Genomic DNA, 20,363 nt, shown 5'->3' with positions numbered 1-20,363 from the left:
AGACGCTAACATACAATTGTTAGCGTCTTTTTTATTCCGTTCCCTCTTTATAGATCTTATCTTGAGAATTATCACTCCAAGTATTCTTCTAATTGCTCTTTTAACTCTTCCTCAATCTCATAACAAGATTCATCAGCGAGTTCTCCTACTTTCTTACTACCCAAAATGTTTGATTGAATTGGCATTCCTAAAAAGATTCTTTCACATTTCCAAATTGGAATATTGTGAAATTTAATCATCTCTTTTTCTTCATCTAATATAGCTATAGCAACTGTTGAATAATAACCCACCTCAAAGGGATTCTCTTTTTCTCTTGCAAATCCCATATCTAATTCCATGTTTTTTTCTATGTATAAATGCGAATACTCTTTATACAATTTAAGTGACATTCGCTCTATTTCCTTCTCCATACATTGAATGTTCTCTTTTAACTCCAACGTAAACTCCTGTTCTTTATATTTCATTTTCGCCTCCTTAAACATAGAAAAAGAGAATACAATAATATATTCTCTTTCCTCAAATATATTTCATTATCTCACAGCCCGTCCTTTTCACAAATAACCATTTTGTTCGCACCATTTATGAAATTGTCCTACGTCTACTCCAACTAACACGATATCCTTTAGCTCTACATCAATAATTTGTTCTCCAATTACAATAGCAAACTGCGATGCTAATTTTGTCTCGTTTTTCTTTACAATTCCAATTCGGTTCCGATGCGGTCCATCTTTTATATATGCTTTTTGTCCTACAATATCAAAGTTCAAGATTCTCACCTCTTTTACTGCGCTCAAATTGGAAATACGATCTCCACCTCGGAAAATTTCCTTTCATTGCACTATTTCTCTATATATATGACAAAACAATAAAAGAGTCCTTCCTTCTTTACAATTATTTTTTCTTTGTTTCATTTTTGTGATTGAAACGTAAAGTTTATAATAAAATACACTTGGAAGCGCTTTCTATGTAATTTTTTATGTTATAATATAAAAGTAGAACTTCGTAAAGAGGGTTAAAAAAATGAATACAAAAATGATTAAAAAAGTAATTGAAGCATTAAAAGTATATGGCTTTCAGGATGTATCATTCTGTGACAAAACGAGGCAATTTTTATTTCATAACGAAACCGATATTATGAGCGGCTATGCAGAAATAACATATAGTAGTCAATTTGAAAAATTCAACGTACAAATTCATCCAATTGAAACACATCACCAAGCAGAGTTACAAGAGGTTGAAAGACATATACAAGCTTGTATAAGAAAAGTGGAATATTTAAACGCACTTCTTACCGGGCAGACAAAACTAGATGATAAAATTATTATTATGTAAAAAAAGAACGTGATTGAATCACGTTCTTTTTTCATTATATGTTCATCTTTTCCTTTAGTTGTAATCCTGTAACAGATTCTAATACATCCATCGATTCTCCAAATGTCATATCAAAAATTGTATTGTCCTCTATGTACGGAAACTGTCTGAAACGCTTTTCTAACACCTTTACAGCATCTGATGTAAAGTTTGCACTATCAATGCCAAATTCTGTTTCAAGAAGAACGATCCAATCTAACACATGAAAACCTAATCCATTGACGAATGCAATAAGTTTTTCTTCTGGGTTTGAAGATAAGAATACTTGGCGTTCCATCTCACTAAAAAGTTCTTCTCCTAAGATTTCAGCTAACTCATCATCATGTTCACGTTCAACAAGTTCTTCGTAGCCGTAATCATCCACAAGCTCTTCTACTTCTTCACTATCCTGACAAAGCAATTGACTAAGAAGTGCCTCTTTCTTAAATTCACTATTTTGTACGACTTCTAAAAAGCTCGTTTCCCATCCATTTTCTAATTTCATATTATGTACTCCTTTATATACGTTTCTTATCATCACTGTACCCAAAAGATCACTTTTATAACCTTTTAGGTAGTTACTATTATTTCACATGATTCATAACATAAGATGCAAACTCAGCTACATCTCCTTCAAAAATATTTATTTCTGGCAAGTGATAGAACGTTGTTTGGAGCGGGTTTCCTGCATGATATACATATATCGTTTTCTCTAGTGCAATCGCCATTCCAAACTCTGTATGGCTCCCGTTTCCGCCATCTAATATAAGTAAAAACACATCCGCTTCTTTTACAGCATTTTTTTCTGCCTGACCAATTTCTCTTAATTGTTCTTGATTCACTGCTCTTTCGTTTTTGGTCCAATCATATGTATGGTGCCATCCTGCATGTTTCAGTTCATTTGCTACGGAACATACAAGATGTTTATTTTGGAAACCTGAGGCGATATAAAAATTCATTTATATACACTCCTTCATTATGTATCGGGAAACTCCTTTTTAGCGTTATTTGTTATAGCTATAATAAATAACAACTTCAAAAAAAATCCCCATCTTTAAAACTTATTTGCGTTTAAATGATGGGATGCTTCATGGTCTTCTTTTATTTTTTGTTTTTTATAACTTTCATCAGCTAACATTTCTAGTTCAGCTGTTATCTCTGATTTTTCAAGCTCTCTTTCTTGCGAAAATTTCCTTGAAATATAAACAATAACACTACCAACGTACAACACAAAGCATATAATAAGTGCAGTATTTTCATAGAGACTTAGCTCCAACACAGTCACTCCTAATCCATTCGTATTTTCACGCTTCATTAATTGGAATTTCCCTATTAACCCATTTGTTATCCCGCTATTTGAGGGCAGTAAAACCCCCTCCTCAAATTCCAGTGAAAGCAAAGAAGTTAGATGGAGGATGCCCCCAACTGATTAAAGTTTCACTTTATTGTAACATAAAAATATCAATTCTTGGAATCTTTCACCCTACTAAAAGAGGCATGATTGTTTCATCATGCCTCTGAAATATTTTGAATGATTGTTTTAATTGCTTCTTTTCCATTATATTTTTTTAGTGCTGTTTTATACTTCTCATTATTTTGATTCAATTCTTCGACATACTTTATAAGAGATTTTACAGTTACATCTTCTTCATATAATACGGAGGCATACCCTTGCCTTTCAAAGGACTCTGCATTTAATATTTGATCTCCACGGCTTGCAAATTTCGATAATGGAATTAAAACCATCGGCTTTTGTAATGTTAAAAATTCAAAAATTGCGTTGGAGCCCGCGCGTGAAATAACAAAATCTGTTACTGCTAATATATCTGGCAGTTCTCCATGTACATATTCAAATTGTCTATATCCTTCTTTATTTTGTAAACTTTCATCAAGGTTACCTTTTCCGCAAAGGTGAACAATTTGATACTTTTTAAGAAGTTCTGGTAATGCTTCTCGAGCAGTATCATTAATTTTTTTCGCGCCCAAGCTACCTCCCATAATCGTAATAACTGGCTTTTTACGTGAAAAACCTAAAAATGCTAAACCTGTTTCTCGATTTCCCTTCAGCACTTCTTCACGTACAGGAGATCCCGTATATATTACTTTTTCTTTCGGTAAATGTTTCGCTGCTTCTTCAAATGTAACAAATATTTTCGAAGCAAAACGAAGCGCAATTTTATTTGCTAGTCCTGGCGTCATATCAGATTCATGTAATAAAACTGGTACTCTATTTAGCCATCCTCCAATTACGACTGGTACAGATACGAAACCGCCTTTTGAAAAAATCACATCTGGTTTTAGTTTTCGAATCCTTACATACGCATCCATAACACCCTTCATTACAAGAAAAGGATCTTTTATATTTTTCAAATCAAAATAACGACGTAGCTTTCCACTCGCAATACTATAGTAGGGAATGCCTTCCTTTTCTATAATCGTTTTCTCAATACCTTGATGAGAACCAATGTAAGAGATATCCCAGTTGTCTTCTTGTAAATATGGGATAATGGCTAAATTAGGTGTTACATGTCCTGCCGAACCGCCACCTGTAAAGACTATTTTCTTCATACGTCTCCCCCTTCTAGACTATAATACACTAAAATATCTTGCCTCAGGGTGAGAAAATACCATAGCCGTTACGGACGCTTCTGGCTCCATCATGAATCCTTCTGTTAATGAAATACCTATTTCCTCTGGATGAATTAAGCGAAATAGCTTTTCTTGATCTGCAAGTTCTGGACACGCCGGATAACCAAATGACACGCGTATTCCTCTATATTTCGTACGGAAACGTTCTTCCATCGTCAGTTCAGGTGAGTCTGGAATGCCCCAGCGGTCACGAATGAGCATATGTGTTTTTTCAGCAAGTCCTTCTGCTAATTCAAGCGCTAACGATTGAATGGCATGACTACGTAAGTAATCACCTTTCGCCTTCCACTCTTCAGCAATGTCCCGAACTCCTTCCCCAACCGTAACAGATAAGAAAGCAACATAGTCCATCTCATCTCCAATTGGGCGCAAATAATCGCCTAAAGTACGATAGGGAGCCTTTCCTTGTCTAGGGAATGTGAAACGCTCTATAACACGCGTATGATTTTCTGGATCATATATTACAATGTTTTGTCCGTCGCTTTGCGCTGGGAAAAATTGATACACTGCTTTCGGCTTTAACCAAGATTGTCCTTCCTGCAATAATTCATCTATTAAATCATTTAATTCATGTGCTCTCTTATCTCCCTCTTTCAAAAGCTTCTTCACATTTCCTTTTAATCCAAGGTGATGCCCAAGTAGCATTTGTCTATTTAAAAATGGAGCGAGATGAAGAGCCGGAATATCACGTAATACAATTCGTTTTGTTGAATCAGGCACCATAACCTCAGCCTTCGGTAATGGCTCAATTACTGTTGGAATTTCTATTTTCTTCTCCTCTTTTTTTACGATATGAAGATGACGTTCTTTTTTATCCTGTTTCATCTTCTCACGCTCTTCTTCTTTTTGAAGCTTATTAATAATATCGAGCCCCGTCATCGCATCACTCGCATAACAAACGAGCCCTTTATATGATGGTGAAATTCGATTATCTGTAAACTTTCTCGTTAACGCTGCACCACCTACAACAATGGGCACATCAATATTTGCTGCTTTTAAATCTTCAGCAGTCGTTACCATTTGTTGCGCTGATTTTACTAATAAACCTGAAAGGCCTATAATGTCCGGCTTCTTTTCTTGTACTTCTTGAACAATTCGATCCGAACGTACATTAATTCCTAAATTAATAATCTCATATCCGTTATTCGCTAAAATAATTTCAACAAGATTTTTCCCAATATCATGCACATCACCTTTTACAGTTGCTAATAATACTTTCCCTTTTTTTGCACTATCGCTAGATTCCATATGTGGCTCTAAATAACTTACAGCAGCTTTCATACTTTCGGCACTTTGCAATACTTCAGCAACAATAAGTTCATTATTATTAAATAGTCGTCCTACCTCATCCATCCCTGTCATAAGCGGACCGTTAATAATATTAAGAGGTTTTCTTCCTTCTTTAAGTGCAAGACTTAAATCCTCGTGTAATCCTTGTTTCGTACCTTCTACAATATAATTTGCTAGTCGTTCATCTAGCGTTAACGTTTCTTGCACAACGACATCTTTCTTTTTAGCGACTCGGTAAAAGTTTGTAAATTCTTCTAACGTCTCTTTCGTCGTTTCAAACAGTAATGCATCTGCAAGGTGTTTTTCTTCCTCTGGAATCGACGCATAGCGTTCTAATTTTTCCGTATTAACAATCGCGTAATCTAATCCAGCCTTCGTAGCATGATATAAAAAGACGGAATTCAATACTTCACGTCCAGCCGGTGGTAAACCAAATGATATGTTACTTACACCTAAAATCGTTAAACACTCTGGTAACGCTTCTTTAATAAGGCGAATGCCCTCTATAGTCGCTGCCGCTGAACCAATATATTCTTCATCACCTGTCCCTACTGGAAACACAAGTGCATCAAAAATAATATCTGACGGGCGTATCCCATATTTCGTCGTTAATAATTCGTAACTTCTTTTTGCAATTTCTAATTTTCTTTCAGCACTTACTGCCATACCATCTTCATCGATTGTACCAACTACAATTGCAGCACCATACTTACGAAGAAGCGGTGTTACCTTTTCAAAACGCTCTTCTCCATCTTCTAAATTAATAGAGTTGATAACAGCTTTTCCTTGAATATAAGTAAGTGCTCTTGCCATAACATTTTCATCCGTTGAATCAATCATAATCGGTACTTTTAACACTTTCGTAACTTCTGTCAAAAATTTCTCCATATCTTCTATTTCATCACGATCAGGATCTGCCATACAAATATCAATAATATGAGCATTTTTCTTCACTTGCGCTCTTGCCACTTCAGCAGCCTCTTCAAATTTCCCTTCTGCTACTAATCGTTTAAATTTACGTGATCCAATAACATTCGTTCTTTCACCTACAAATAACGGTCTCATAGACTCATCATATTGCAGTGCCTCTAATCCACTAATTCCATGTCCTTCTCTCTCATGATGGTCACGAGGCTTAAGAGATGCTAGTGCTTCTTTCATTGCTTTTATATGTTCTGGTGTCGTGCCACAACAACCACCGATAATATTAACCCATCCTTCTTCAGCAAATCGCTTCACCTTTTCAGCGAGAGAAGATGGAGACTCATGGTAATGTCCATCTTCATCAGGAAGACCTGCATTTGGATAACAAGAAATGTAACACTCCGATAAATCAGATAGTGAACGAATATGGTCCCTCATAAACTCCGGACCAGTCGCACAATTTAACCCAACAGATAATGGTTTCATATGTTCTACTGATAAATAAAAAGCTTCAATTGTTTGCCCAGCCAGAGTCGTTCCCATTGGCTCAATCGTTCCTGAAATCATAATAGGAACCGTTTTTTTCAGTTCTTCAAAAGCAGCTTGAATTCCAATATAAGCTGCTTTCACGTTACGCATATCTTGACTCGTCTCAACGAGTAATACATCAACTTCTCCTTTTAATAATCCTCGTGCCTGCCTTGTATAAGCCTCAATCAATTCTTCAAAAGTCACACCACCAGTAACACTAATTGCTTTCGTTGTTGGTCCCATCGCTCCCGCAACATATACTTCCTTACCGCTTTCTTTAACAGCTTGCTTCGCCAAAAGTGCTGCCTTTTCATTTAGTTCTTCATCTAAATGAGACAGCTCATAATCACTTAGTACAATATTCGTTGCCCCAAATGTATTTGTTTCAATAATATCCGCTCCAGCTTCAATATAAGCTTTATGAATCTTTAAAATAACGTCTGGTCTTGTTTCTACTAAATATTCATTACAGCCCTCGTACTCTTCTCCTCCGAAATCTTCAGCAGTTAAATCCTCTTGCTGAATCATTGTTCCCATTGCACCATCTAATATTAAAATGCTATTTTGTAATTTTTCTTCTATACACTTCATCAATTAATACCTTCTTTCACTTCTTGCTTTTCTCTTACATATTTAACAAGATGTTCTGTAATTTCATATTTTAAAAATGGTGTAATAAGATAAATACCATTAAAATATTTCATCGCTGCGTCGATCAATTCTTGCGAAATGCGAATCCCTTCCTCAATTGCCGCCTCTTTCGTTTCGTGTCCATCCATTCTCTCTCTTATTTCTTCTGGAAGAGTAATACCCGGTACCTCAAAATGAAGAAAATCTGCATTCCGCTTACTTACTAACGGCATAATTCCAATAAAAATAGGTTGTTCCAAATGCTTTGTCGCTTCATACACTTCTTCAATTAACGCGATATCGTAAATTGGCTGAGTTAAAAAATATTCCGCTCCAGCATCTATTTTTCGTTCCATTCGCTTAACCGCTGCTTTTAAGTGCCTCACGTGAGGATTAAATGCGCCGCCTACAGAAAACCTTGTCGCCGGTCCAAGTGATTTCCCTAAAATTGAACGTCCATCGTTCATTTCTTTAATCATTTTAATGAGCTCAATAGAGGACAAATCGTATACAGAAGTTGCACCAGGAAAATCACCAACGCGCGCTGGATCACCAGTTAAAGCTAACACTTCTTCCATCCCTAACGCCGATAAACCTAACAAATGAGATTGTAGTCCAATGACGTTATGATCCCTACACGTTAAATGTGTCAATACCGGGATATCATGCTTCGTTAATAACGCACCCATTGCCATATTAGAAATACGAGGCGATGCTAATGAATTATCTGCTAGAGTAATAGCATCTGCTCCCGCTCTTTTTAAAGCTCTTGCTCCTTCAAAAAACCGCTGTGTATCTAACGTTTTCGGTGGATCTAATTCCACTACAACTGTCGTTTGTTTTTTCGCTTTCTCTGCTAGAGTGACGTGAGCCTTCGAACGTTTCTCATGCGTATGAACAACTTTCGGCCTTTGAATGGTGTCTTTTTCTATTACAGGTGTAACATTCGCAACAGCGTGCTTCATACTTTGAATATGTTCTGGAGTCGTACCACAACAACCACCTAATAACCGAATACCTTGCTCAATAAATCTCGGCGTCATCGCCTCAAAATAAGCTGGGCTTCCCTCATATACGTAACGTCCCTCCACATAATTCGGGAGACCTGCATTTGGGTATGCTGATAAATAGCCATTTTGCGGAATCGATATCATTTTGAAAGCCTCCGTCATATGAAGCGGCCCTAGTTGACAATTTAATCCAACAACATTTGCACCGTAATCTATAAGTTGCTTTAATATTTCATTAACATCATTTCCATTTTGAGTCGTACCTGCTTCATGTAACGCTAATTGAGCAACAATTGGAATGTTCGTTTGCTTACGCAATACTTTAACAGCATGAAGTAATTCAAATTCATCGTAAAAAGTTTCTAATAGTAATCCATCAACCTGTTCTTCTAGTAAAGCCCCTGCCTGTTCAAGTAGCATAAACTCCCTTTCCATATCAGTCGTTGTAACGGCTCCGATATGTTTCATACCACCAATTGTTCCTAAAATTGCATTTTTATCTGTAACAGATGCTTTCGCCAGTTTTACTGCCGCTCTATTAATTTCTGTAACTTGATTTTCTAAGCCGTACATACGTAATTTCGCCTCATTTGCTCCATACGTATTCGTTTGAATTACATCTGCTCCAGCAGCTACATATTGTTTATGAATCGATATAATTAAGTCTGGATCAGATACATTCAATTCTTCAAAGCTACTTTGCAAGCCATGTGAATGCAATAACGTCCCAACCGCACCATCACCTATTACAATTCCTTTTGATAATAAATCTAGTAATTTCACGAATCTCCCTCATTTCTATCAATATAAAAACCCCCTCTTCACTTTGAAGAGGGGGACATAATCGTTCCTCCTCTTATTATGCAAAACATTCGTTTTGCAGGTATTAGCACCGTTTCAAACATTTCGTTTGAAGGTTGCCGGGTTTCACAGGGCCTTTCCCTCCACCGCTCTCAATAAGAGTTGTCTTTATTATTTTATTTATGTAGCTAAAAGGAAATGCGTTCCCCTTTTAACAATGTTTGTTAATTTTTTAATAAATTTAGCATGCACAAAAGTAAAAGTCAATGACACTTGCGGAAAAATAAAAATTATTTAAAATAAAGTTGCAATTCAATTATCTTTTGTTGTAAAGTTAAAAACATAATAAAAATTTCATACGAACATTCTTATCTAGAGAGGTAGAGGGACTGGCCCTGTGACGCCTCAGCAACCATTAACATTTTGTTAATAAGGTGCTAATTCCAGCAAATTGTGAAAGATTTGACAGATGAGAAGAAGACTCTATTCAAACCGAAAGCCTTCTTCTTAGAAGGCTTTTTTTATTTTATATTCACTTAATGTTTCAATTTAAAAGGAGGAATTTTCACATGTCAACAATCGAAACAAAACTAGCACAAATCGGCAATCGCAGTGAAACTACAACTGGAACGGTTAATCCACCAGTTTATTTCTCAACCGCTTATCGTCATGAAGGAATTGGTAAATCTACTGGCTTTGACTATTCACGAACTGGCAATCCAACTCGAGGTCTTTTAGAACAGGCAATCGCAGACTTAGAATATGGCGAACAAGGTTATGCCTGTAGTTCAGGGATGGCGGCTGTTCTCCTCGTCCTTTCTCTATTCCGCTCTGGAGACGAACTTATTGTATCTGAAGATTTATACGGTGGAACGTATCGATTATTTTCTGAACATGAAAAAAAGTGGAATGTTCGATGTAGATACGTAAATACACAGTCTATTAAACAAATTGAGCAAGCTATCACAACTGAAACGAAGGCTATTTTCATAGAAACTCCAACTAATCCATTAATGCAAGTTACTGATATTGCTGCTGTCGCAACTGTAGCGAAAAGGCACGGACTACTTCTTATTGTAGACAACACATTCTACACACCTTATATACAGCAACCATTAACAGAAGGTGCTGACATTGTACTTCACAGCGCAACGAAATATTTAGGGGGACATAACGATGTACTAAGCGGACTTGTCATTGCAAAAGGAAAGGAACTTTGTGAAGAAATCGCTCATTATCATAATGCATCAGGTGCAGTTTTAAGCCCATTTGACTCATGGTTATTAATTCGCGGTATGAAAACGTTAGCGCTTCGCATGAGACAGCATGAAGAAAATGCGAAAGCAGTTGTTGCATATTTAAATGATGAAGACGGGGTGACAGATGTATTTTATCCTGGAAGAGGCGGCATGATTTCATTTCGCCTTAAAGATGAAGCTTGGATTAATCCATTCTTACAATCTTTATCCTTAATTACATTTGCCGAAAGTCTTGGTGGTGTAGAAAGTTTAATGACTTATCCAGCAACGCAAACACATGCTGATATTCCTGAAGAAATTAGAACAGCAAACGGTGTATGTAATCGTCTTCTTCGATTCTCCGTTGGCATTGAAAATAGTAACGATTTAATTCAAGACTTAAAGCAAGCCATTAAACTTGTAAAAGAAGGTGTAAGAATATGAGTTATTCTATAGATACACTCTTACTACACAACCAATATAAACATGACTCGCAAACAGGAGCTGTGAACGTTCCTATCTATAACACATCAACTTTTCACCAGTTTGATGTAGATACGTTCGGAAAATATGACTATAGCAGGTCAGGAAATCCAACTCGTGAAGCTCTTGAAGATATCATTGCTTTATTAGAAGGTGGAACAAAGGGATTCGCCTTTGCATCAGGCATTGCAGCGATTTCCACTGCATTCCTCCTTCTTTCACAAGGTGATCACGTACTCATTTCAGAAGATGTATACGGAGGCACTTACCGAGTGATAACTGAGGTACTCTCCCGTTACGGTGTTTCACATACATTTGTTGATATGACCAATTTAGAAGAAATAAAACAAAACATGAAACCAAATACAAAGCTCTTTTATGTAGAAACACCTTCTAACCCACTTTTAAAAGTGACAGATATTCGCGAGGTTTCTAAACTCGCAAAATCTATTGGCGCTCTTACTTTTGTTGATAATACATTTTTGACACCACTATTCCAAAAACCACTTGAACTTGGAGCTGATGTCGTTCTTCATAGTGCTACAAAATTTATTGCTGGTCATAGTGATGTTACTGCCGGATTAGCAGTAGTAAAAGATGCCGAACTCGCTCAAAAGCTTGGATTTTTACAAAATGCATTCGGTGCTATTTTAGGACCTCAAGATTGTTCTCTCGTACTTCGCGGTCTAAAAACATTGCACGTACGCCTCGAGCATTCAGCTAAAAATGCCAATAAAATCGCACATTATTTACAAGAGCACGCTAAAGTACAAAATGTCTATTATCCGGGATTACAAACACATCTCGGATTTGATATTCAACAATCTCAAGCAACATCAGCTGGAGCGGTCTTATCGTTTACTTTGCAGTCAGAAGATGCACTCCGCCAATTTTTATCAAAAGTAAAATTACCTGTTTTTGCAGTTAGTTTAGGAGCTGTAGAGTCAATTCTTTCTTATCCAGCAAAAATGTCACATGCAGCACTGTCGCAAGAAGCTCGTGATGAAAGAGGAATCTCTAATTCATTACTTCGGTTATCAGTCGGTCTTGAAAATGTTAACGATTTAATATCCGATTTTGAAAATGCCCTTTCTTATGTAGAAGAACCTGTAAATGCATAGAGAAAAAGAAGATATGAGATTAGGTTTTCATATCTTCTTTTTCTGCGTTTTAGTTATATTCATTTGAATTTCTTCTTTTCTTATAGTCCATAAAAAAATAAAAGTATATCATCTATTTCTAAATAATGGATTAATTGATATATTAAGAAATAAAAAGAGGTAAAAATAATGGATACTTGTTCAGATATTTTAATCGTTATCGATTTACAAAATGGCGTATGTTATAGCGAGGAGCATTTATTTGATTTACAGAACTTACTAACAAAAGTAAATAAAAGAATTTATTCATACAGAAAATTAAATAAACCAATCCTTTTTGTTCAACATTGTGATGATGATTTAGTACCCGAGAAAGAACTTTGGGCTATTCATACCGATCTAGATGTTCAAGAACAAGATTTTTTTGTAAGAAAAACACATGCAAATTCATTTTATAAAACAAACTTAAAAGAAATTTTAGATCAATTATCTGTAAATTGCATTGAATTTTGTGGCGCCCAAACAGAGTACTGTATGGATGCTACGATTAAGTTTGCCCACGGACTGGGATACGAAAACTTTATGGTACAGAAAACAACCTCTACGTTGAATAATCCTTTTATGTCCGCAAAAGAGACAATTGATTTTTACGAGAACATATGGAATCACAGATTTTTAACGTTGCTAAAAGATGAATTTTAGAATAAATGACTAATGACTTGATTATCCTAAGATTTATCAGCCGTAATCAAATATTTCATTATCACCATAAAGAAGCGAATTACATTCAGCTTCTTTTCTTTTAACCTGTTTTATATTCTATATATATCATTATAATTCCTTTGTCATATTATTTTAAAAATTTCGTATATTCATTTGAAAGAATAAGAAAATCATGATAAAATTGTGTTACAAATATATCTATATCTTTCAATTTTTAAAACGCATCGAAATTTTCACCCAAAAATGTCATTTTACAAAAACGTGCTAATTTACCTATTTTATTTACATCATGGTCTCTTTTCTTACAATTTCTTTACTTTAGGACTTTTTTTCTGCAACAACTATTTTCTTTTCTTTAAATTTTTGGTATGTATAGTATGGTATAATAGCTCACACGGAGGTGGAAAAGAACATGTTAGAAACCTTTCAAAAAGAATTAGAACTATATGAAAGTAATGCAGAATTATTAAAAGTGCTGGCTCATCCTGTTCGTTTATGTATCGTAAAAGGATTAATTGAGCGCGGTCCAAGCAACGTTTCTACAATGTACACTGGCTTAAACATGCCACAATCTACAATTTCACAGCATTTAGCAAAATTAAAAAGCGCTAAAATCGTTTCTAGTGAAAGAAAAGGATTAGAAATTTATTACAAAGTAGAGAACGAAACAATAATTCAACTCGTTCGCGTATTATTAGGTTAGGGACTAATAATCGAAGAAAAAGAACGTATTCTATATTTTTTATCTCATATCTTTAATATAAATATATATCATGAGAGGAAATATATAATACTACATAAGTCGTATTAAAAAACAAGACACAGTATATACTGTGTCTTGTTTTTTATATTGTTACATACCGCTCCAAATGTAAATGTTGCATATCTTTTGTATGTATAACAACATCAAACGCACTCCCTACTCCTCCATTCAAAATCATAGAACGAACTGCTCGATTTTGTTTTTGCGTTTCAGAAAAAGGATTCATATCTTGATGGCTCGTAAGCTGTTCTAATATCCCTGCAGCTAACAAGAACTCAGATTGTTTCTTATGCCATACCGCACTCATTCCTTGCATACTAAACATCTCCTTTAGCTCGTCCCAATGAATATGAGTAGTAAGATCCATTTCACCTGGATGCGCTAGTGGGTTACGTATTAGCTTATGCTGATAATAACCTCGCAAACTTCCTTCACGATGTGCTGGATGCATCCATTCTTCTTTTGTGTATCCGTAATCAACTGTAATACATATACCTTTTTGAAACCATTTCGCGATTTCTTTTATATACTCCTCCATCACAATTGGTACTTCAAAACGTTGCCCTTCAGCAATATGAATATTATATTTCAATAAATATCGACCAATTCTTTTATCTAACGGCCTACATACTTCTGAAAGGTTTCCTTCCTCTGTATATGTAATACGTACTTCATACAACATACCATTTCTTTTCTCAATTATTTCAACAGGAAATGCATCAAACAACTCATTCGAAAAGAGAATTCCCTCGAAAGAATCTCCTATTTCACTATAGGAGGTATAGTACGATACATTAGAAAATGAGCCAAGTTGCTCCTGCTGTAATTTCCTATGAAAAGGGCTCACTTCAATCATTGAATAGTTTAAATCAATAAAGGTTTTTGGAGATAATTGCTTCCATTCTTGTAAAACATCATAGGCAAACTTTCCAGTTCCCCCACCAACCTCACAAATATTCGAAGCAACTTCACCATTTTCAACAAGACGAATAAAAAGTTTAGCAAAAGTTTTTGCAAAAACAGAGGATACATTGCTACTTGTAAAAAAATCCCCTTGTCTTCCAATCTTTTCACGTTCTTTCATATAATATCCATGACCTTCTGTATACAATACAAGGTTCATATACGTACTATATGAAATTGAATAATCCTTTTCTTTCCCCATCCATTCTCTTAAAATGAGCTCCATTCCCATAATGACTCCTTATTGTAAAAACGGATTATTTTCTTTTTCAAAACCAATGCTTGTTTCTGGACCATGTCCACATAACACCGCTGTCTCATCTGGTAATACAAATAATTTCTCTTCAATACTTCCAATTAATTCAGCAAAACTTCCACCAGGCAAATCTGTTCTTCCAATGCTCATTTGGAACAATACATCTCCTGAGAATACAGCATTTGCCTCTTTACTATAATAAGAAATACTTCCTGGAGAATGTCCTGGCGTCTCAAAAATTTCAAAATTAAATGATCCAATTGTTAATGTACCTTCTGCATCAATAATATGATCCGCTGGTTTTGCTGTAATACTGCGGTTCATCATAAAAATTTGAGAGCCGTTTACAGTTGCATCTCCTAACCAATCTGCTTCTTCTTTATGTACGTATACAGGAATATGAAAAGCGTCTCTTACCGCATCAACAGCACCGATATGATCAAAGTGAGCATGCGTTAATAAAACAGCCAATGGTTTTAATTGTTCTTCTTGTAAATATGTAACGAGCTTTTCACCTTCGTGCCCAGGGTCAAAGATAATGCACTCTTTTTGATCGTTCATTAAAATATAAGCATTTGTTTGTAATGGGCCTAACGGCATTTGTATCCATTTCATATGAAAATCTCCTCCAGTTATTAAACTTACTTTTAATGATACAACATTTCTTTCTCTTAGGAAAAGAAAGGATGCTATCTCGACAATCATTTTTAAAACATGTACAATATAAAAGAGTAAATATTCCAAAAACTCATAATAAGAAATGGGTAGACAGAGGAGGATATTGCATGGGCCTTGTTATTATTTTTACACTTGTCACTCTGTTAGCTGTATTTGCTACGCTTAGAACACTTCGTGAAAAAAACTTTTTCGCGAGCGGCTTTGCAATTGCAACTGTACTCGTTTTCGGATGGTTTACGATCATGACTGTTCTATATAACGGGTATCCACCAGCAGCTTAATTCGTTTACACTTTATTCTTCATCGAGATTTCACACAAAAAGAGGAAGGGTTCCCCCTTCCTCTTTTCATATTTCAAAACTTATATCATCTTCGCTTCGTATTTGTGCTTTTTTACAAGCCAAGCTCCTCCGATAACACCTGCATCATTACCAAGTGTTGCAATAGCTAACTTCGTGCTCTTTACAGCACGTGAGAAAGCGTATTGCTCGAAATAGCGTTGAATTGGTTCTAATAGCGCATCTCCAGCTTTAGACACGCCTCCACCAATAACAATTTTCTCTGGGTTCAACGTACTAGATAGGTTCGCTACAGCTAACCCTAAATAAGAAGCTACTTTTTCTACTACTTCGCCTGCTAATTCATCACCTTGTCCAAGTGCTTCAAAGACATCTTTTGATGTAATACGTCCTTCTTCAGCTAACATAGAACGCAACATGCTTTCTTTATTAGTCTCTTGTATTTTTTGCATAGCAACACGTACAATACCTGTCGCAGATGCTACTGTTTCTAAGCAACCAGACTTCCCGCAATTACATGGGAAAGCATTTTCTGTAACTACTGTAATATGTCCAATCTCACCAGCAGCACCACTCACGCCGTGTACAATCTCACCATTGGCGATTACACCACCACCAACGCCCGTACCAAGTGTCATGCAGATTAAATCTTTTGCACCTTCACCAGCACCTTTCCACATTTCACCAAGCGCTGCTAAGTTTGCATCATTATCAATAACAACAGGTAATCCTGTTTCTACTTCTAATAAATCTTTTAGCGGATAGTTTTTCCACCCTAAATTAACCGCTTCATAAATCATTCCAGATGCCACATGTACAGGGCCAGGAGCTCCCATACCAATACCAATTAACTTGCTCTTCAATTCGCCTAATTCTTCTAGCTTTTTATCAATTGCTTTCGCAACATCAAGTGTAATATGTTTTCCTTGCTCACCTGTATTTGTAGGGATTTCCCACTTATGTAAAATTTCGCCGTATACATTAATAAATGCTAATTTAATCGTTGTACCACCAAGGTCAACACCAACTAACCATTTCTCTTCCATGTTGCTTACCTACCTTTATCTAATTCTTATTTAGCTCTTTTTGAATTTCTTGCTTCAATAAAAATAAAGCTGTTTGATAGTCTTGTGGATCGATTAGCTGTGATTGATTTAATTCACGCAATTCATCTTGCATTAATTGTAAATCTGCAATTCGATCTCCCGTATAAATAATCGTACCAAATTTCTTTAGCAATTGCTGAATATCATAAATAGATACCATTTCATCACCCTCTATGCTCACTTACTATAAAAATTATAATAAGAAAACGTTCACATATTTTATTATAATCAAGAAGAAAAAGTCTCGTCAATTTTTATTTGTCTATACAAGCTCATTTATAAGCATTGTTCCTTTTTCTGTAATAATTTTTTCTATATTTTTATCAAATGGCTCTACCGGAATGTGTTTTACCATTTGAAAATCATATGCTAATGATAGCGTTTTCCCTTTATAATGCACGAGATAACGATCATAATAGCCCCCGCCGTATCCAATCCGTTCTCCTCGCTCTGTATAAGCTACGCCTGGCACAATTTGAAGATCAATGTCATCCGCACTCACTTCTTCCGTAAGTCCCGGAATCGGTTCACGTAAATTCATATACACCGTTTCTAATTGATCAAAATCACTAATTTTCCGGAAGGACATCGTTCTTGTTCCTTTATTACACTTAGGAACTACAACTTTCTTTCCTTCTTCCCAAGCTTTTTCGATAATAGGATATGTATTCACTTCATTTTCCATTGAGAGAGTAATTCCAATTGTTTTAGCTTCAACCCACTCTTTTTGCGCATACAACGAAAATGCAATCTGTTCTGATAAAGTTGTATATTGTTCTTCTGATAAAGAATTCATGTGTTCTATTATTTGTTTACGCAAACGCACTTTCTCTTCTTTCACACATTCTCCTCCTTACAGTGACACTTTACTCTATGATGATAGTGTATCACTTTTAACATAGGAATCGAATAAAAAAAGAAACAGTAGGAAAATATTCCTACTGCTTACTTTGTTTCACGGTGTAACGTAGACTTCTTGTCACGCTTGCAATACTTTTTAAGCTCGATACGCTCAGCGTTGTTACGTTTATTTTTCTTTGAGATATAGTTACGATCTCCGCATTCTGTACATGCTAGAGTAATATTCACACGCATTCTTATTTCCCTCCAGTACTAATAACTTAAATCAGACTATACTATAATACCACTTTTAAAATAAAAATTCTACACCTTTTGATATTGTCTAATTTTTTCTATAAGATTTTTCATGTTTTCCCTTGCTATTACTGGGTTTCTAGCATGTGAATACACTAAAAATTTTGGTTGTTTTGTGTCAGAAACGATATAAGACCACTCTTTTTCAGTATATTTGAACTGTACTCCTTCAAATATACCTTCTCCCTTCCTTTCAATATCATCCAATAATTTCCTCATAATTTTCCCTTTTTCATTCCATGAACATACCACTTCATCATAAAGTAAATAGAGCGGAGGTGATTGCTCTACTATGCTGAGAAACGTTTTTCCTTGCAATGCTATTAGCTCAAATAATTTTCCAATTCGATATAAAATATCTCGCTTCCACCTTACTTGAAACGACTTCCTTTCATCCTGCGTATAAAACAGAAGATAACATTCTCCTAATTTCAAAGACATTGGGTAAATATTTCCTGTAGATTCGAGTAAGAAATCTGGAATAGCTACCTCTTCCAAATCTGTACCCTGGTAAATATTACTATGTTTATCGTATAACTCGAAATGATTTCCTTGCTCAGAAAACATAAGAGCCATATTCGCTTTACTTGATTTCATCAAAGCTTTCACATGATCTTTTTGTTCGCTTGCATAAATCCATGTAACTGTACAACCAAGTCTTTGTAGAAAGAGCATAAGTAAATGTTGCAACGTATCATTTCTCTTATTAATAAGAAGATGAAACTTCTGCATCTGTATTTTCTCGATATCAATATGCCCCAATATAACTTCTATATACTCATTCATAGAAACATGAACCAGCTTATTTCGCCCCATCTCTTTCTCATGCACATAATAAAATAATTCGGACATATATACTTGTTCTATCTCTTTTTGCTGCTTATACGTTAACGGCATGCCAGCTTGACCATACAACTTTATAACAATCTCATTCTCATTCTCCACTTGAATGAAAACCCCACCTGCACATTGCAAATGATGAACACTATATTGAAAAAGTGACTCGTTCATTTCTTTGCATTCCATCGTATGAATCCCTATACCATGAATAGCATGTAAAAATAAATTTTTATAAGAGGTTGTTTCTATATTTTCTTGACTTCCAATTAATATACTTTCTCCTTTTGTAAAAAGAGAGCCATACGCCATCGCAATCTTCACTATAAACTGGGGAGTAATTTCAACATTCCCTCTTCCTACAATGCGGCTTTTTTGTAACCACCCTGCACTCATTTCACTCTCTTGAATACCAGCCGCTCCTACTATCGAATGACTATCAATCGCCTTATAAGGCCATAGTTTTCCTTTTTGCTTAATTATCGTACTTCTCCCGATATGACAGTGATCCGCTACAATGCTTTTTTGAAACAGTGTAACGTCATCTTCAACTATTGTACGCTCTCCTATTGTCGTTTCTAATAGTTCACAATACTTTCCAATATGGGCATTTGCAAAAACAATACTTTTTTGAAGATGAGAATAATTTGAAACGATACTATTTTTTCCAATAATAGAATATGGCTCAATTACAGCTCCTGTACCAATCTTTGCTCCTTCTCCAATGAAAGAGGGGCCATGAATTTTTGTCCCTTTCCCAATCGTCACCCCTTCTCCCATCCATACCATCGGTAATACTTCCGTATAAGGAATAGGTACTTGTAACTTTTTCGTTAACAAATCAAATTGTGCTTGTCGATATTGATTAAATGTGCCGATATCTAACCAATAACCTTCTGACAAATATGCGAATAACACATTTTTGTTTGCCAATAACGGAAACACATCATGACTGAAATCAAAAAATTGTCTAGGCGGTATGTAAGAAAAGATTTCTGGCTCCATAATATATATGCCTGTATTCACAACATTAGATACTACCTCATTCCAGCCCGGCTTTTCTATATATCGTGTAACCTCCTGGTCTTTATTCATTACAACCAATCCAAATGAGAGTGGATTTTCTACTTCTTTCACAAACATTGTTACCATTCTTTTCTTTTGTTCATGAAACCTAATTCCTTCTGATAATTGAAAGTCAGTTAATGCATCCCCACTTATTACAACAAATGTTTCATCTAAAAATTGTTCTGCTTGTTTAATACTCCCTGCTGTACCAAGCGGAGGAGAGTCTTCAAAATAATACAAGTTAACTCCCCATTTACTACCATCACCAAAATATCGCTTAATCGTCTTACTCATATATTGAACAGTAATTGCAATTTCACGAATACCATGCTGGCGTAATAACTCAATATTGTATTCTAAAACTGGTTTTTCTAATAATGGTAACATCGGCTTTGGAGTATTACATGTTAATGGTCTAAGGCGTCTTCCTTTTCCTCCAGCTAAAATAACCCCCTTCATATACTTCAGCCTCCACTTATATAATGTTCAGTAGCTCCATATACCATATG

The 20,363-nt window shown here is 35.5% G+C and carries 21 protein-coding genes and 2 riboswitches; of the genes, 6 read left to right on the top strand and 15 right to left on the bottom strand.

Annotation, left to right across the window (positions count from 1 at the left end; all coding sequences use genetic code 11):
- Window positions 1–71: 71 nt before the first annotated feature.
- Together AC1Q8L_RS11295 and AC1Q8L_RS11290 are read right to left on the bottom strand one after the other, a co-directional pair.
- Window positions 72–464, bottom strand: coding sequence for a hypothetical protein (locus AC1Q8L_RS11295; protein WP_098311706.1), 393 nt, complete (start codon window positions 462–464; stop codon window positions 72–74).
- Window positions 465–551: 87 nt separating this feature from the next.
- Entirely contained in the window at window positions 552–767 is a 216-nt protein-coding gene (locus AC1Q8L_RS11290) for a DUF3912 family protein (RefSeq protein WP_001008326.1), read from the bottom strand.
- 253 nt (window positions 768–1,020) lie between these two features.
- Here AC1Q8L_RS11290 and AC1Q8L_RS11285 point away from each other — a divergent pair, with 253 nt between their 5' ends.
- The gene (locus AC1Q8L_RS11285; protein ID WP_001093240.1) at window positions 1,021–1,332 is read left to right on the top strand and encodes a hypothetical protein; all 312 of its coding nucleotides are present in this window, start codon (window positions 1,021–1,023) and stop codon (window positions 1,330–1,332) included.
- 34 nt (window positions 1,333–1,366) lie between these two features.
- Here the strand turns inward: AC1Q8L_RS11285 and AC1Q8L_RS11280 are convergent, their stop codons facing one another.
- The 6 genes from AC1Q8L_RS11280 to AC1Q8L_RS11255 form a co-directional block, all read right to left on the bottom strand.
- Entirely contained in the window at window positions 1,367–1,855 is a 489-nt protein-coding gene (locus AC1Q8L_RS11280; protein WP_000764263.1) for a hypothetical protein, read from the bottom strand.
- Between the two features lie 79 nt (window positions 1,856–1,934).
- A complete protein-coding gene (locus AC1Q8L_RS11275; RefSeq protein WP_001012331.1) occupies window positions 1,935–2,309 on the bottom strand; it encodes a nucleoside 2-deoxyribosyltransferase in 375 nt (124 codons plus the stop codon).
- 95 nt (window positions 2,310–2,404) lie between these two features.
- Window positions 2,405–2,665: a DUF3966 domain-containing protein gene (locus tag AC1Q8L_RS11270; protein ID WP_000817964.1), complete on the bottom strand. Its 261-nt coding sequence runs from the start codon at window positions 2,663–2,665 to the stop codon at window positions 2,405–2,407.
- A 194-nt stretch (window positions 2,666–2,859) separates the two neighbouring features.
- Window positions 2,860–3,918: an undecaprenyldiphospho-muramoylpentapeptide beta-N-acetylglucosaminyltransferase gene (murG, locus tag AC1Q8L_RS11265; protein WP_000724770.1), complete on the bottom strand. Its 1,059-nt coding sequence runs from the start codon at window positions 3,916–3,918 to the stop codon at window positions 2,860–2,862.
- A gap of 18 nt (window positions 3,919–3,936) precedes the next feature.
- Window positions 3,937–7,335 carry a methionine synthase gene (metH, locus tag AC1Q8L_RS11260; RefSeq protein ID WP_025117832.1) on the bottom strand — a complete coding sequence of 1,133 codons (3,399 nt, stop codon included), beginning with the start codon at window positions 7,333–7,335 and terminating at the stop codon, window positions 3,937–3,939.
- Complete coding sequence (locus AC1Q8L_RS11255; RefSeq protein WP_000770354.1) at window positions 7,335–9,167, bottom strand: bifunctional homocysteine S-methyltransferase/methylenetetrahydrofolate reductase; 1,833 nt, start codon at window positions 9,165–9,167, stop codon at window positions 7,335–7,337. Before AC1Q8L_RS11255 ends, metH begins: the two co-directional genes overlap by 1 nt.
- Before the next feature lie 70 nt (window positions 9,168–9,237).
- A riboswitch (SAM riboswitch) is annotated at window positions 9,238–9,347 on the bottom strand.
- Between the two features lie 203 nt (window positions 9,348–9,550).
- A riboswitch (SAM riboswitch) is annotated at window positions 9,551–9,661 on the top strand.
- 93 nt (window positions 9,662–9,754) lie between these two features.
- Between AC1Q8L_RS11255 and metI the strand changes: the two genes are divergently transcribed.
- The 4 genes from metI to AC1Q8L_RS11235 all read left to right on the top strand — a co-directional run bounded on the left by metI (window position 9,755) and on the right by AC1Q8L_RS11235 (window position 13,432).
- The gene (gene metI / locus AC1Q8L_RS11250) at window positions 9,755–10,867 is read left to right on the top strand and encodes a cystathionine gamma-synthase/O-acetylhomoserine thiolyase (protein ID WP_000103887.1); all 1,113 of its coding nucleotides are present in this window, start codon (window positions 9,755–9,757) and stop codon (window positions 10,865–10,867) included.
- Window positions 10,864–12,027, top strand: coding sequence for a cystathionine beta-lyase (gene metC / locus AC1Q8L_RS11245; protein WP_000122301.1), 1,164 nt, complete (start codon window positions 10,864–10,866; stop codon window positions 12,025–12,027). Before metI ends, metC begins: the two co-directional genes overlap by 4 nt.
- A 168-nt stretch (window positions 12,028–12,195) precedes the next feature.
- The gene (locus AC1Q8L_RS11240; protein WP_000379178.1) at window positions 12,196–12,708 is read left to right on the top strand and encodes a cysteine hydrolase family protein; all 513 of its coding nucleotides are present in this window, start codon (window positions 12,196–12,198) and stop codon (window positions 12,706–12,708) included.
- Between the two features lie 433 nt (window positions 12,709–13,141).
- The gene (locus tag AC1Q8L_RS11235) at window positions 13,142–13,432 is read left to right on the top strand and encodes an ArsR/SmtB family transcription factor (protein WP_000894377.1); all 291 of its coding nucleotides are present in this window, start codon (window positions 13,142–13,144) and stop codon (window positions 13,430–13,432) included.
- Window positions 13,433–13,574: 142 nt separating this feature from the next.
- On the opposite strand, the gene AC1Q8L_RS11230 is transcribed toward AC1Q8L_RS11235, so the two are convergent.
- Both AC1Q8L_RS11230 and AC1Q8L_RS11225 read right to left on the bottom strand, forming a co-directional pair.
- Window positions 13,575–14,687: a class I SAM-dependent methyltransferase gene (locus AC1Q8L_RS11230; RefSeq protein WP_000525147.1), complete on the bottom strand. Its 1,113-nt coding sequence runs from the start codon at window positions 14,685–14,687 to the stop codon at window positions 13,575–13,577.
- A gap of 9 nt (window positions 14,688–14,696) precedes the next feature.
- Window positions 14,697–15,326: an MBL fold metallo-hydrolase gene (locus AC1Q8L_RS11225; RefSeq protein ID WP_000871225.1), complete on the bottom strand. Its 630-nt coding sequence runs from the start codon at window positions 15,324–15,326 to the stop codon at window positions 14,697–14,699.
- 170 nt (window positions 15,327–15,496) lie between these two features.
- Between AC1Q8L_RS11225 and AC1Q8L_RS11220 the strand changes: the two genes are divergently transcribed.
- Window positions 15,497–15,670: a DUF2759 domain-containing protein gene (locus tag AC1Q8L_RS11220; RefSeq protein ID WP_000524852.1), complete on the top strand. Its 174-nt coding sequence runs from the start codon at window positions 15,497–15,499 to the stop codon at window positions 15,668–15,670.
- 80 nt (window positions 15,671–15,750) lie between these two features.
- Here AC1Q8L_RS11220 and glcK read toward each other — a convergent pair whose 3' ends face one another.
- The 5 genes from glcK to AC1Q8L_RS11195 all read right to left on the bottom strand — a co-directional run bounded on the left by glcK (window position 15,751) and on the right by AC1Q8L_RS11195 (window position 20,313).
- A complete protein-coding gene (gene glcK / locus AC1Q8L_RS11215; protein ID WP_000391701.1) occupies window positions 15,751–16,734 on the bottom strand; it encodes a glucokinase in 984 nt (327 codons plus the stop codon).
- 19 nt (window positions 16,735–16,753) lie between these two features.
- Window positions 16,754–16,954: a YqgQ family protein gene (locus AC1Q8L_RS11210; protein ID WP_000253699.1), complete on the bottom strand. Its 201-nt coding sequence runs from the start codon at window positions 16,952–16,954 to the stop codon at window positions 16,754–16,756.
- Window positions 16,955–17,056: 102 nt separating this feature from the next.
- On the bottom strand, window positions 17,057–17,635 hold the full coding sequence (locus AC1Q8L_RS11205; RefSeq protein ID WP_000656861.1) for a 5-formyltetrahydrofolate cyclo-ligase: 579 nt from the start codon (window positions 17,633–17,635) through the stop codon (window positions 17,057–17,059).
- A 104-nt stretch (window positions 17,636–17,739) separates the two neighbouring features.
- Window positions 17,740–17,889: a 50S ribosomal protein L33 gene (rpmG, locus tag AC1Q8L_RS11200; RefSeq protein WP_001265616.1), complete on the bottom strand. Its 150-nt coding sequence runs from the start codon at window positions 17,887–17,889 to the stop codon at window positions 17,740–17,742.
- 69 nt (window positions 17,890–17,958) lie between these two features.
- A complete protein-coding gene (locus AC1Q8L_RS11195) occupies window positions 17,959–20,313 on the bottom strand; it encodes a sugar phosphate nucleotidyltransferase (protein ID WP_000679290.1) in 2,355 nt (784 codons plus the stop codon).
- Between the last annotated feature and the right edge of the window lie 50 nt (window positions 20,314–20,363).

The organism is Bacillus sp. GW823-FHT06A11 (genome assembly GCF_058795355.1).
This window is presented reverse-complemented; position numbering and strand designations above follow the sequence as displayed.

What these genes read in the sequence shown, in the direction of transcription:
- AC1Q8L_RS11295 (WP_098311706.1), bottom strand. Translation starts at nt 464, where the DNA reads ATGAAATATAAAGAACAGGAGTTTACGTTGGAGTTAAAAGAGAACATT.
- rpmG (WP_001265616.1), bottom strand. Translation starts at nt 17,889, where the DNA reads ATGCGTGTGAATATTACTCTAGCATGTACAGAATGCGGAGATCGTAAC.
- AC1Q8L_RS11280 (WP_000764263.1), bottom strand. Translation starts at nt 1,855, where the DNA reads ATGAAATTAGAAAATGGATGGGAAACGAGCTTTTTAGAAGTCGTACAA.
- metC (WP_000122301.1), top strand. Translation starts at nt 10,864, where the DNA reads ATGAGTTATTCTATAGATACACTCTTACTACACAACCAATATAAACAT.
- AC1Q8L_RS11275 (WP_001012331.1), bottom strand. Translation starts at nt 2,309, where the DNA reads ATGAATTTTTATATCGCCTCAGGTTTCCAAAATAAACATCTTGTATGT.
- glcK (WP_000391701.1), bottom strand. Translation starts at nt 16,734, where the DNA reads ATGGAAGAGAAATGGTTAGTTGGTGTTGACCTTGGTGGTACAACGATT.
- AC1Q8L_RS11225 (WP_000871225.1), bottom strand. Translation starts at nt 15,326, where the DNA reads ATGAAATGGATACAAATGCCGTTAGGCCCATTACAAACAAATGCTTAT.
- metH (WP_025117832.1), bottom strand. Translation starts at nt 7,335, where the DNA reads ATGAAGTGTATAGAAGAAAAATTACAAAATAGCATTTTAATATTAGAT.
- AC1Q8L_RS11285 (WP_001093240.1), top strand. Translation starts at nt 1,021, where the DNA reads ATGAATACAAAAATGATTAAAAAAGTAATTGAAGCATTAAAAGTATAT.
- AC1Q8L_RS11195 (WP_000679290.1), bottom strand. Translation starts at nt 20,313, where the DNA reads ATGAAGGGGGTTATTTTAGCTGGAGGAAAAGGAAGACGCCTTAGACCA.
- AC1Q8L_RS11270 (WP_000817964.1), bottom strand. Translation starts at nt 2,665, where the DNA reads ATGAAGCGTGAAAATACGAATGGATTAGGAGTGACTGTGTTGGAGCTA.
- AC1Q8L_RS11210 (WP_000253699.1), bottom strand. Translation starts at nt 16,954, where the DNA reads ATGGTATCTATTTATGATATTCAGCAATTGCTAAAGAAATTTGGTACG.
- murG (WP_000724770.1), bottom strand. Translation starts at nt 3,918, where the DNA reads ATGAAGAAAATAGTCTTTACAGGTGGCGGTTCGGCAGGACATGTAACA.
- metI (WP_000103887.1), top strand. Translation starts at nt 9,755, where the DNA reads ATGTCAACAATCGAAACAAAACTAGCACAAATCGGCAATCGCAGTGAA.
- AC1Q8L_RS11220 (WP_000524852.1), top strand. Translation starts at nt 15,497, where the DNA reads ATGGGCCTTGTTATTATTTTTACACTTGTCACTCTGTTAGCTGTATTT.
- AC1Q8L_RS11230 (WP_000525147.1), bottom strand. Translation starts at nt 14,687, where the DNA reads ATGGGAATGGAGCTCATTTTAAGAGAATGGATGGGGAAAGAAAAGGAT.
- AC1Q8L_RS11240 (WP_000379178.1), top strand. Translation starts at nt 12,196, where the DNA reads ATGGATACTTGTTCAGATATTTTAATCGTTATCGATTTACAAAATGGC.
- AC1Q8L_RS11235 (WP_000894377.1), top strand. Translation starts at nt 13,142, where the DNA reads ATGTTAGAAACCTTTCAAAAAGAATTAGAACTATATGAAAGTAATGCA.